Raw genomic sequence first — 11,878 nt, forward strand, 5'->3', positions numbered from 1 at the left:
TATAAATAGAATATACTTATGTAATAAAAAATTAGGAGTGATACTATGTTTAGGTTCTATAGATTTGATGGGTTGTAACAACTTAAGAGGCCTCCTCCTCAATAATTCTAATGAATATTTGAAAAAATAATTATTGATTATGAATAGGAGGAATAAAATGAATATAGATGAAAAAGAACAATTTGAAAGGTATCTTTTAGATATCGAGAAAGAATTTAGAGGGTGGAGTTTTAATTATTTAACACGTTATGGACGGATGAAGGAGTTCCCATTAAGTTGGAATTATTATAATGAAATAATTGACTACTGCAGTTGCGCACCTTCTCTTTTAGATATGGGAACTGGTGGCGGTGAATTCTTGTCTTCATTAACTTTTTTACCTAAAGATACCTGTGCTACAGAAGGGTATGAACCAAATATTGAAGAAGCCAGGAAACGACTGGAGCCTATGGGAATAACTGTTTTTCCTGTAGAGGAAGATGCTGCACTTCCTATCCCTTCAGAAAGGTTTGATTTAATAATCAACCGCCATGAATCTTTCTCCCCCCTTGAAGTTATGAGAATTTTAAAACCGGAAGGATATTTTATAACCCAGCAGGTCGGAGGGTTAAACGACATTGATTTGAACCTTCTCTTAGGAGCAGATTCAAATCAATATGAAGATTGGAGCTTAGATAAAGCCTCTAAAAGCCTGAGATCATGTGGTTTCGAATTGAAAAAACTAAAGGAAGATAAAGTAAAAACAAGATTTTATGATATCGGTGCAATAGCATACTATCTAAAAGCAATCCCCTGGCAGGTTCCGGATTTCAGTGTAGATAAATACTATAAACAATTATTTCATATACATCAGTTTATCAGGAAGCAGGGGTATATAGATCTGATTTGTCATCGTTTCTTTATAGTTGCCCAAAAAAGATAAAAGATCTAAAAAAAGTATCCTATCAGTTAAACACTCCAAAAACAAATTAAAGGAGATCAATTAACTGATTAGTATAAATGAACAAACAAATTTTAAAGGTGGTGTAATTATGTTTAGTAAATGGAATCAATTAAGTTTAGTAAAAAGGATAATTGTCGGTTTAATCGTTGGTATTATCTTATCGATCACTGCACCAGTGGCAGCTGCACCAGTTGGATTATTAGGATCATTATTTGTAGGAGCACTAAAAGCAGTAGCACCTATCTTAGTATTTTTCTTAGTAATGTCAGCAGTATCACAACATAAACCTGGTCAAAAAACAAATATGAAATCAGTTATCAGTCTTTACCTTATCGGAACATTCTTAGCCGGTGTAGTTGCAGTAGTAGGAAGTTTTATATTCCCAGTAACTATCGCTCTAGGAAAAGGAGTAGAAAATGTATCTCCTCCAAGTGGTGTAAGTGAAGTATTAAAAACATTATTAATGAACGTTGTAGACAATCCAATCAATGCATTATCAAATGCTAACTATATCGGAATCTTAGTTTGGGCATTATTATTAGGAGTAGCATTAAAGCATGCACCAGCTTCTACTAAAACAATGATCACAGATTTCTCAAACGCACTATCTCAAGTTGTTAGATGGGTTATTCACTTAGCACCATTCGGTATCATGGGGTTAGTATTCAACTCAATCGCAACTAGTGGATTAGGTTCACTATTAGCTTATGGTAAATTATTAGGATTATTGTTAGGATCTATGGCATTCATGGCATTAGTAGTTAATCCAACTATCGCATTTGTTATGATGAGACAAAACCCTTATCCATTAGTATTCAGATGTCTAAAGCAAAGTGGACTTACAGCTTTCTTCACTAGAAGTTCGGCTGCTAACATCCCGGTAAACATGGAATTATGTGAGGAATTAGGATTAGATAAAGACATGTATTCAGTATCTATACCTTTAGGAGCTACAATAAACATGGCAGGAGCAGCTATCACAATATCTGTATTAACTCTTGCAGCAGTACATACATTAGGAATACAAGTAGACTTCGGAACTGCTCTTATCTTAAGTATCTTATCAGCTGTCAGTGCTTGTGGAGCATCTGGTGTAGCAGGTGGATCATTACTTCTTATCCCATTAGCTTGTAGTTTATTTGGTATCCCAAATGAAGTAGCAATGCAAGTAGTTGGAGTAGGTTTCGTAATTGGAGTAATCCAGGATTCAGTAGAAACTGGTCTTAACTCTTCAACAGACGCATTATTTACAGCTGTAGCTGAATTTGCTGAATGGAGAAAAGCAGGAAAGAAAATTGTTATCAACAAAGAAGTTAACCTGTAAAAATTAATGAGCCCCCTCAGAAAATTCTGAGGGGGCTTTTTTTTGCTATAATATCATTATTAATATTACTCTCAAACATATTTTTACAATATCTTAGAATTATAATTTCTTCAATAATTAGAAAAGGTTTCCCAATTTTGAGAGCCTTTCTCTGTTAAGATTAAATGATATATAAAACTACCGATTAAAGTGATTTAAAAACTTTTCCGGCAAACTTTCTTGCAGCTTCCACTGTAGATTTACTTTGAAAATATTTCTTCCCGTCAATATCCCGAACAGCTAACTTTCCTATATACTCTAAATTTGAATGTCTGGAATATCTCCTCAGTCCCTCCTCAAAAACTCCTGCTCCATCTTCGATCTCATAGCCACATGTGGTAACCAATCCACACTTTTTCCCTTCCCAAAGGCAGGGACCTTTGGAATCTCCATAGTATTTATTCATACCATAAACCAGTCTGTCCATAACTGCCTTCATAGGCGGTGTGCAATACCACGAATAGATAGGTGTTGCAAATATAATACAGTCGGAGTTTAAAACAGCTTCATATATTATATTCATATCATCCTCCTTTGGACAGCCAGGCTCTTCAAAAATATTTTGACATGTCCAGCATGCTGTACAAGGCTCTATATGTTTATCTTTAAGTGTTATATAATCAATATCTGCTCCAAGCTGCTTTAATTCATCTACAAAAGGTTCTAGCAACAATCCGGTGTTACTGCTGCTTCTTAAACTTCCAAATAAAATACATACCCTCATGATTCCCCCCAGTTTTTCATCATCTTTTTTTGATTCTGAAATTAAATTTTTTTAGAGAGAATCTGTCATGAGTTGAGATAATCTCTATCATATCTAGAATACCTCTACTTTTTCTGGAAGTCAACTATAAGACTGTTTAAAATAAATCTCTAAATTTTAATTATTTTATTCCCTCAAATTTTAATTTTTCCAAGATTTTTTCAACAATGTAGGAAATATGTCTATTTATCCTTCTATATTTTGCTAAGATTTCCATACGAATATGATTTGAATAACCCTCTTTTTTTAATGGATTTACGTTAGAAAGAGATGCTGAAGTAGTATCACATTTTTCTTTAAGCCTTTGAAGTTCATAGGTGTTAGAGTTTTCAATCAATTCAGTTATAATTTCAAGAGAATTCATCACATCCATATGGCAGCACTTTATCTTTCGTAAACTTTCTTTAGAAAGTTTTGTTTCAGTATTTTTCATTTTAATATATATTTTTGCTAGACTAGCCCCATAATCTCCCATAGATTCTAATTCATCAGATACTCCTAAGATCATCCTGGACTCATTCAATATCTGGTGGGAGTTTGTAGCATTTAAAAGTTCAGTTAGTTCTTTTCTTATACTCTCTTGCTTTCTGTCTTGATACTCCTCACCATCAAATAATCTTTTTATTTTTTTACTTTCCTCCTTATCGGTAAGTATTAAGAAAAAAAGTGCCATGTCATCCCTGAAGCGTTTAGACATTTGAATAATTTCCATTTTTTCTTTTTCAAGAATTATTCCTGGAAAATTATAAAGTTTTTCTAAAGAATATTCTGTTTCCACCTCTTTTTTTTCCCTTCCAATTTTTTCAACTAACTTTAAAAAAATATTAATAAATGGTACAAAGATAAAAACCAATCCTATATTAAAAATAGTGTGAGAAAGAGCAATATACTTTGCTACATTTTCTTTAGGATCAACGATCTCTGCTATAATCGATGTATATATATAAAATAACGGAATAATAATAAATACTCCTATTATCTTTATTATTATATGAGCATAGGCAGCTCTTCTTGCATGAAGTTTTGCCCCCAGAGAAGCTAAATAAGCTGTTATAGTAGTTCCTATATTTTGTCCTAAAACCAAAGCTACTGCCGTCTCTGGTGTTATGACTTTTTGGGTTGCAAGAGCCATAGTGATTCCAATTGTTGCCGCAGAAGACTGCAATATGGAGGTAACAAATGCTCCCATAAGAGCCGAAAAAATAACTCCACGGTATGTTTCAGCTGAAAATAAATAAAAAAAAGATATAAACTGTGGCATATCCTTTACAGGTGTAACTCCTGACTTCATAATATACAACCCAAAGAAAATCATTCCAATACCTACTGCTGCCAAAGCCCTTTTTTTTATTTTTACAGATTGAATAAACAAAAAAGTGAGGGTCCCTACCCCTATTATTAACAGTCCATATTTATCTATCTCAAGAGCCAATATCCACCCTGTTAAGGTAGTCCCTATTCCTGCTCCCAGTATCACTCCTACTGCCTGCTGAAGAGTCATGAGGGCGGCATTTAAAAATCCCACAACCATAACAGTAGTTACGGAACTAGACTGAACTATAATTGTCATTAAAGCTCCTGTGAGTATTCCTCCAAAAACATTAGAAGTCATACGTGAAATCATTTCCCGCAGTTTATATCCGGCTAACTCCTGAATGGAATCAGACATGATTTTCATACCGTAGAGAAACATCCCCAGTCCCCCCACTACCTGAATAAATATATTTAAGATTATCATAAATGTCACCCCTCTATATATTGCTTATACATTTCCTTTTCTTCCTTTCCTTTATCACATATAAAAAAGAATCCTAAAATAGCCACTATTAAATTGATGATATCTATTTATCAAAAAAATATTAAAAACTCTTTTTTTACTTTCCCTCCCATAATTCTCCTCAAAACTCATTAAAATATATGATATAATTTAAATAATTATCAATTTGGCTGTAAGCCATAAAGGAGTGAATTATGAATAAAAGAATAGCCACTATGTCGATATTTGTTGAAAACAGAGATAGTATAGCCAGTATAAATAGTATATTAATGGATTTTTCAGACATTATAATCTCTAGAATGGGAATTCCCTACAGGGAAGCTGGTATTTCTGTTATTGTGTTGATTTTAGAAACAGATAATGATAAAATAGGGTCACTATCAGGTAAAATGGGTAATCTTAAAGGTGTGTCTGTAAAGACTGCTACCAAGAAATAACCTACTTTATCCTAATTACAAGGAGATTTATTAAATTTCTAAGTAAAAGGGAGATGATTGAAGGTCATTTTTTTCTTTTGAAAATATGTGATTTTTATATTAATCTTCAAATTATTAAATTTTGGAGGTATAAGATGAATAACTTAGCATGGAAAGAGGAGGTTAAAGAGGAAAGTTTTATCAATTCTGATTTAATCGAATCTCTATTATTAACTAACCCTACAGATGAAGATTTTTACAGGGTTATGGAAAAGGCAAAAAAAGGTGAAAGACTTAGTTTAGAAGAAACAACTGTTCTTTTAAATACCGAAGATCAGGATAAGATCGATGAGATGTTTGCACTTGCAAAACATATCAAAGAGGATGTCTATGGAAATAGAGTAGTGTTATTTGCTCCCCTATATCTAGGAAATAAATGTACTAACTCTTGTACATACTGTGGATTCAATGTTCATAACCAGCAGATGACAAGAAAAACATTGTCCCTGGATGAATTAGGACAAGAAATCGAAGCTCTAGTAGATGAAGGACACAAGAGAATTATCCAGGTATACGGTACTCACCCTGACTATTCTCCTGAATATATCAGAGATACTGTAAATAAAACTTATTCGGTAAAAAAAGGTAATGGAGAGATCAGACGTGTCAATATAAATGCAGCTCCTCAAACTATTGAGGATTTTAAAATTATAAAGGAATCAGAGATTGGAACATATCAAATATTCCAAGAAACATATCATGAGCCGTCTTATGCAATGGTTCATCCAAAGGGAGAAAAATCTAACTTTAAGTGGAGATTATTTGGTCTGTCTCGTGCTATGAAAGCAGGAATAGACGATGTAGGTATTGGAGCATTATTTGGTATCTATAAGTGGAAATTCGAAGTTTTAGGATTGATGCAGCATGTGGAACACCTGGAAGATAATTTTGGTGTAGGACCCCATACAATATCGTTTCCTAGATTAAATGAAGCTTCTGGAGTCAACCATGATGATAAATATCTAATTAACGATATGGAATTAAAAAGAATCATAGCTATCTTAAGATTAGCAGTTCCTTATACAGGACTTATCCTTACAGCCCGTGAAAACGCTGAACTGAGAAAGGAATGTATGGAGCTTGGTGTATCTCAAATCGATGCCGGTACTCAAATAGAGTTACAGGGATATTCTAATAAGAAAAATAAATGCAATCAGGATCTAGATAAGGAACAATTTAAAATAGGTGATTCTAGAGACCTGGATGATATCTTAAAGGAACTTATGGAAAATGGATTCACCCCTTCATTCTGTACAGCCTGTTACAGACTCGGCCGTACGGGGGAACACTTTATGGAATTTTCAAAACCTGGATTTATCCATAATTTCTGTACTCCTAATGCTATTCTGACTTTGGCTGAATACCTTGAAGATTACGCCAGTGAAGAGACTAAAAAAGTAGGGTATGATCTAATCGATTCTAGTGTCGGTACATCTAGATTAACTGAAGAAACTAAAGCTTCTCTAAAGGTAAAATTAGAGGAGATAAAAAATAGTAAGAGAGATCTATATTATTAATAAGTATATATAATTTTTAAAACCCATCCTGTTTAAAGGTTGGGTTTTTTAGTTTTTATGGTACAATCAAAAATAGATACATTTATTATAATAGGTAATAAGATTTTGAGGGGGATTCTATGAAGCTATTAAAGGATATTGACTGTACAATTCTTGAAGATAAAAGAGTCTATAAAAGGCCGTCTTCCCGGGGAATTATTTTAAAAGACGATAAAATTTTACTTTTATACATAAAAAAGCACGATGATTATAGCTGCCCCGGGGGAGGTTTAGAAAAAGATGAAACTCCCAGGGAAGGTTTAATTCGGGAGATAAAAGAGGAGACAGGTGCCACTAATATTAAGATAATTTCTGACTATGGGATCTATCATGAAATTATTCCGCCTTTAAAGAGAAAAGAGATAGATTATATGTATATGTCCTCTTATTTTTTTATATGCAGTGCTGATTCTAATCTAGGAAAACCTCAATTGGAAGATTATGAGCAGGAGATGGGAATTAAAGCTGTATGGGTAAATATCCATGATGCTATCTCGCATAATAAAAAAGTTCAGAAAGAAAAACCAGTGCATATGAGCAGATACCTGGAGAGAGAATTATTTATATTAGAACTTGTAGCAGAAGAACTAGAAATTAACAGTTTCTAGATTAGTATTAAACATAGAAAAAAAGCGTAGAATTTCTACGCTTTTTTCTTATCTTTTTTTCACCTCTGTGGCTATTATCACCCACGGTGTAGCGCTAGCTCCCCATGCTACACCTGCTCCTAAAAATGCATGCCCGGATATATTGGTTCTATCCACCTCTATCTCGTAGGTAATTCCTTCTCTTTCAATGAAAAGTCTTTCTTCTTTTTTATAATGAATAATTTTTTCTTCTCTGCTTTCAGCATAGGCTTTTAAATGAACCATTATCTCTTCATCTGTTTTTGGTTTTTTCTCTACATAAATTTTGAATCCCTTATCGAATAAGTGAACAATACTTCTTTTTAAATACTCTACATAGGATTCTAGTTGCTTCTCTTTATTTTTTTCCATTTTTTCTTCCCCCTGTAATCTGATTTTTTTATAAACTATCAGCTATCTTCATTATACTTATACCACTTAATTAAAAAATGACAAAATTTTAATTACAAACTCCTTAAACATATAGATTAACCAATAAAACCTTTAACATTTATTACTTTTACTAATATTTAGAAAGGCATTTTTTCTTCTTTATAAGTAGAATGAGAATAGCAGAATTATTCTATGAGTATGATATAATATATATATTATAAAAAACTATTATTGGAGGTAAAAAATGAGAATACTTAGAAAATTTATTTCAGAAAATATAAATTTAGAAGATAAAAAAACATATAAAAGAATTGCTGCCAGAGGAATTATATTAGACGGCGAAAATATCTTATTGCTATATACAAAAAGGTATGATGACTACAGCTTCCCTGGAGGAGGAGTCGATGAAGGTGAAGATCTGATTGAGGGTGTAAAAAGAGAGATCAATGAGGAGACAGGTGCTAAAAACATAGAGATATTAGATGAATATGGTGTCTATGATGAGATAAAACCTATTCATAAAAAAGACTATGACTATATCAATATGATTTCGCATTTTTTCATCTGTGATATCCACAAGGAATTAGGAGAAACTAATTTAGAAGATTATGAGATCAATAACGGTATGGATGCCAGATGGGTAAATATCTACGAGGCTATTGCCCACAATAAAGAAGTTATCAAAAATAAGCCTGAAAATATTGGTCTTTATATAGACAGAGAGTTATTTATGCTGGAATTAGTGGCGAAAGAATTAGTAGAAAAGCAACGTGACGTTGCATCCAATTAATCATAACTGATAATATAATTTTGGACACTGAGCACACAAAGAAAAGGAGAGATAATAGTGGATAAAGCTTATGAAATTTTAAAAAAATATTTTGGATATACTACCTTTAAAGAGGGGCAGGAACCCATCATTAAAAATATCCTAGAGGGACAGGACACCTTGGGAATTATGCCAACTGGAGGAGGTAAATCTATCTGTTACCAAATTCCTGCTCTGATATTTGATGGAATAACCCTTGTGGTATCTCCTCTGATCTCCCTTATGCAGGATCAGGTAGATGCACTGAACACATTAGGGGTTTCTTCTGTCTATATCAACAGTACCCTTACTCCCAAAGAGATGCATACCATCTATATGGAAATCTCAAACGGAACCCATAAGATCATCTATGTTACTCCTGAAAGATTTGAAAATTCAGAGTTCATAGACAGGATCAGAATGGAGAAAATCTCCCAAATAGCTATAGATGAGGCACATTGTATCTCCCAGTGGGGACATGATTTTAGAAGATCATACCTCAACGTTCCTAATTTTATAAAGCAGCTGCCTGGTGATCCTATAGTTACAGCATTTACTGCTACTGCTACTCCTAAAGTCAGGGAAGATATCATAAAAAATCTGAGATTCAAACCCAATGTATTCATAAATGGATTCGACAGAAAAAACCTGAAGTTTACTACTATAAAAGGTGTTAACAGCCTGTCCTATATCAAAAAATATCTCAAGGAACATAGCGATGAAGGTGGAATTATATATGCCTCTACAAGAAAGGAAGTTGATTCTATCTATTCTGAACTATCTGAACGTGGATACAAAGTAGGAAGATATCATGCCGGACTGTCTGATAACGAGAGACAGAAAAATCAAGACGATTTCATAAATGACAGACTAACCCTCATGGTAGCGACCAACGCCTTTGGAATGGGAATCGATAAATCCAATGTCCGTTTTGTTATCCATAGTAACCTGCCAAAGGATTTAGAAAGTTACTATCAAGAAGCTGGAAGAGCTGGAAGAGACGGGTTAGATTCTCACTGTATATTGATATTTAACCCTAAAGATATCCAGACTCAGACTTTTTTTATAAATAACAATCAGTTTGAATCCTCTGAAGAGATTATGAATATCAAACGTGAAAAATTGAGCTCCATGGTGAACTACTGCCATACCTCCAAATGTGTTAGATCATATATTTTGGAATATTTCGGAGATGACAGGATAGACAACTGTAATAATTGCAGTAACTGTTTAGATGACGGTGAGGTAGAAGATATCACAGTTGAGGTTCAAAAAATACTTTCTTGTGTCTATCGTACTGAGCAGAGATTTGGAATAAATATGATTGTAGGAGTCTTGGGTGGCTCTAAAAATAAGAGTATCCTTAATTGGAATTTAGATAAAGCTTCTACCTATGGATTGCTCTCAGATTATTCTCAAAAAGACATTAGAGCTCTAGTTGACCTACTAGTAGGAGATGAGTATTTAGATGTTACTAAAACAGAATTTCCTACTTTGAGACTGACTAAAAAAGCCTTTGAATTCATAAAGAGTAAGGAAAAATTCACCAGAAAAGTAACTAAAATCCAGAGAAAAACTACCTATGAATGGGAAGGTAGCTTTGATCTCCTTCGTAAACTTCGAGCCGATATTGCAAGAGGTGAAGGGAAACCTCCATATACTATATTTTCTGATAAAACCCTCCAGGAGATGGCCAGATATCTTCCTACTGACTATGAAGGTCTGTTAGATATAAATGGTGTAGGAGAAAAAAAATATGAAAAATATGGAATTAAATTTTTAGAAGTAATAAAAGAGATAAAGGGGGATACCACTCCAATAGAAGTGAGGGAAACTGTAAAAAAAGAAACTAAACCTAAGAAGGCAAGCACCAAAGACAGTACCCACAGAATCTCCTATCAATTCTTTTTAGATGGAAAAACTGTAGCAGAAATTGCAGCTGAAAGAAAAAGTAAGTTTGATACTATCCTTAGTCACCTGTTTAAATGTATGGATGAAGGATTAGAAGTTGACCTCTCCAGGATCGTAGACAGCCAAAAAAAGAAGACAATATTGGCTGCTATAGACAAGGTCGGCGGAACTATGCTCCGTCCAATCAAAGATGAATTACCAAATGATATAGAATATTATGAGATCAAGGTAGTACTGAAGGAGTTATAATAAGTTAAGTAAAAAAACTAGAGAATCAGCTATGGCTGATTCTCTAGTTTTTTTACTCTATAAAATTATACAGCAGGTTTATCCTTTAAAACTGTTGTTTTAGTAGCTATGAATGCTGCCAGTATGATTATACTACTTCCTAATACTATCTTCAGAGTAGGTATTTCTCCCAATATAAAGGCAGCAAATACAATAGCATATACAGGCTCTAAACAAGTAGTAACACTCACTGTACTTGCACTAATCCTCTTCAGTGATATAACAAAAAGAGTATGAGCTACCCCTGTAAAAACTACTCCTAATATCAGCATGAAAAATATATCCTTTCCCGATGGAACTTTATTCCATAACAATAAAACAGGTATCGACCAAAATGATGCTCCCAGACATTGATAAAATGTAAGTTTAATCCCCGACACTGAGCTTGAAAATTTTCTATTCATTATAGCCAGTACTGCAAATGAAAATCCAGAAAATACACCCATACCTATTCCGCTTAACATCTGAACATCTATCCCATTTAATGGTATTACCATGGAAATTCCAATAAAAGTTATGATAGCTGTAATGACTTTTCCCCGCTCTAATTTTTCCTTAAAAAATAAAGGTTCCATAAAAGTTGTAAAAATAGGAAAACTCGAAAAAGATAGTAGTCCCAGTGCTACACTAGATAACTTAATCGCCTGAAAAAATGAAAACCAGTGAAGGAATAATAATGACCCCTGCAAAATTATAATTTTTTTTGAAGTTGGAGAAGTCATCTCTACCTTTTCATTTTTAAACTTAAGAACAATATAAAGAAATATTGTAGCAAATATAACCCGGCCGCTTACAATCACCTGGGAAGGCGCCTCTATGAGTTTACCAAAAAGTCCCGATAACCCAAAAAGTAACACCGCAATATGTAGTATAATAAGATCCTTTTTCATCTATAACCCCCCTCTAAACTTTTTACATTCATTAATAGTATCACCTTTTAACTCGGAATAGAAGCAAAATTTGTTTATTATTTG

General features: G+C 33.4%; 11 protein-coding genes. 7 read left to right on the forward strand and 4 right to left on the reverse strand.

All coding sequences use genetic code 11. The features are described 5' to 3' along the window. The first annotated feature begins 157 nt into the window (after positions 1-157). Positions 158-922, forward strand: coding sequence for a class I SAM-dependent methyltransferase (locus tag K337_RS0111420; protein WP_028856729.1), 765 nt, complete (start codon positions 158-160; stop codon positions 920-922). 109 nt (positions 923-1,031) lie between these two features. Continuing rightward, the gene (gene sstT / locus K337_RS0111425) at positions 1,032-2,267 is read left to right on the forward strand and encodes a serine/threonine transporter SstT (RefSeq protein ID WP_037029369.1); all 1,236 of its coding nucleotides are present in this window, start codon (positions 1,032-1,034) and stop codon (positions 2,265-2,267) included. A 184-nt stretch (positions 2,268-2,451) separates the two neighbouring features. On the opposite strand, the gene K337_RS0111430 is transcribed toward sstT, so the two are convergent. Together K337_RS0111430 and K337_RS18360 are read right to left on the reverse strand one after the other, a co-directional pair. Continuing rightward, a complete protein-coding gene (locus tag K337_RS0111430) occupies positions 2,452-3,030 on the reverse strand; it encodes a flavodoxin family protein (protein ID WP_028856731.1) in 579 nt (192 codons plus the stop codon). Positions 3,031-3,190: 160 nt separating this feature from the next. Next, on the reverse strand, positions 3,191-4,807 hold the full coding sequence (locus tag K337_RS18360) for a Na/Pi cotransporter family protein (protein WP_051251731.1): 1,617 nt from the start codon (positions 4,805-4,807) through the stop codon (positions 3,191-3,193). Between the two features lie 233 nt (positions 4,808-5,040). Between K337_RS18360 and K337_RS0111440 the strand changes: the two genes are divergently transcribed. The 3 genes from K337_RS0111440 (at position 5,041) to K337_RS0111450 (ending at position 7,486) form a co-directional block, all read left to right on the forward strand. Next, positions 5,041-5,283 carry a TM1266 family iron-only hydrogenase system putative regulator gene (locus K337_RS0111440; RefSeq protein WP_028856732.1) on the forward strand — a complete coding sequence of 81 codons (243 nt, stop codon included), beginning with the start codon at positions 5,041-5,043 and terminating at the stop codon, positions 5,281-5,283. 134 nt (positions 5,284-5,417) lie between these two features. Continuing rightward, positions 5,418-6,839 carry a [FeFe] hydrogenase H-cluster radical SAM maturase HydG gene (gene hydG / locus K337_RS0111445; RefSeq protein ID WP_028856733.1) on the forward strand — a complete coding sequence of 474 codons (1,422 nt, stop codon included), beginning with the start codon at positions 5,418-5,420 and terminating at the stop codon, positions 6,837-6,839. Positions 6,840-6,958: 119 nt separating this feature from the next. Beyond that, positions 6,959-7,486: an NUDIX hydrolase gene (locus tag K337_RS0111450; protein WP_037029371.1), complete on the forward strand. Its 528-nt coding sequence runs from the start codon at positions 6,959-6,961 to the stop codon at positions 7,484-7,486. Between the two features lie 48 nt (positions 7,487-7,534). Here K337_RS0111450 and K337_RS0111455 read toward each other — a convergent pair whose 3' ends face one another. Beyond that, positions 7,535-7,876: a hypothetical protein gene (locus K337_RS0111455; RefSeq protein ID WP_028856735.1), complete on the reverse strand. Its 342-nt coding sequence runs from the start codon at positions 7,874-7,876 to the stop codon at positions 7,535-7,537. Positions 7,877-8,141: 265 nt separating this feature from the next. Between K337_RS0111455 and K337_RS0111460 the strand changes: the two genes are divergently transcribed. Together K337_RS0111460 and recQ are read left to right on the forward strand one after the other, a co-directional pair. Continuing rightward, positions 8,142-8,687, forward strand: coding sequence for an NUDIX hydrolase (locus K337_RS0111460; protein ID WP_028856736.1), 546 nt, complete (start codon positions 8,142-8,144; stop codon positions 8,685-8,687). A 57-nt stretch (positions 8,688-8,744) separates the two neighbouring features. Next, positions 8,745-10,865, forward strand: a complete 2,121-nt coding sequence (gene recQ / locus K337_RS0111465; RefSeq protein ID WP_084140862.1) for a DNA helicase RecQ — start codon at positions 8,745-8,747, stop codon at positions 10,863-10,865. 65 nt (positions 10,866-10,930) lie between these two features. On the opposite strand, the gene K337_RS0111470 is transcribed toward recQ, so the two are convergent. Then, positions 10,931-11,794, reverse strand: coding sequence for a DMT family transporter (locus tag K337_RS0111470; RefSeq protein WP_028856738.1), 864 nt, complete (start codon positions 11,792-11,794; stop codon positions 10,931-10,933). Between the last annotated feature and the right edge of the window lie 84 nt (positions 11,795-11,878).

Origin of the sequence: Psychrilyobacter atlanticus DSM 19335, assembly GCF_000426625.1 — a bacterium.
Lineage (GTDB): Bacteria > Fusobacteriota > Fusobacteriia > Fusobacteriales > Fusobacteriaceae > Psychrilyobacter > Psychrilyobacter atlanticus.

Excerpts from the sequence above, each read along its gene's own strand:
- sstT (WP_037029369.1), top strand. The coding sequence starts at position 1,032 with ATGTTTAGTAAATGGAATCAATTAAGTTTAGTAAAAAGGATAATTGTC.
- K337_RS0111440 (WP_028856732.1), top strand. The coding sequence starts at position 5,041 with ATGAATAAAAGAATAGCCACTATGTCGATATTTGTTGAAAACAGAGAT.
- hydG (WP_028856733.1), top strand. The coding sequence starts at position 5,418 with ATGAATAACTTAGCATGGAAAGAGGAGGTTAAAGAGGAAAGTTTTATC.
- K337_RS0111455 (WP_028856735.1), bottom strand. The coding sequence starts at position 7,876 with ATGGAAAAAAATAAAGAGAAGCAACTAGAATCCTATGTAGAGTATTTA.
- K337_RS0111470 (WP_028856738.1), bottom strand. The coding sequence starts at position 11,794 with ATGAAAAAGGATCTTATTATACTACATATTGCGGTGTTACTTTTTGGG.
- K337_RS18360 (WP_051251731.1), bottom strand. The coding sequence starts at position 4,807 with ATGATAATCTTAAATATATTTATTCAGGTAGTGGGGGGACTGGGGATG.
- K337_RS0111430 (WP_028856731.1), bottom strand. The coding sequence starts at position 3,030 with ATGAGGGTATGTATTTTATTTGGAAGTTTAAGAAGCAGCAGTAACACC.
- K337_RS0111450 (WP_037029371.1), top strand. The coding sequence starts at position 6,959 with ATGAAGCTATTAAAGGATATTGACTGTACAATTCTTGAAGATAAAAGA.
- K337_RS0111420 (WP_028856729.1), top strand. The coding sequence starts at position 158 with ATGAATATAGATGAAAAAGAACAATTTGAAAGGTATCTTTTAGATATC.
- K337_RS0111460 (WP_028856736.1), top strand. The coding sequence starts at position 8,142 with ATGAGAATACTTAGAAAATTTATTTCAGAAAATATAAATTTAGAAGAT.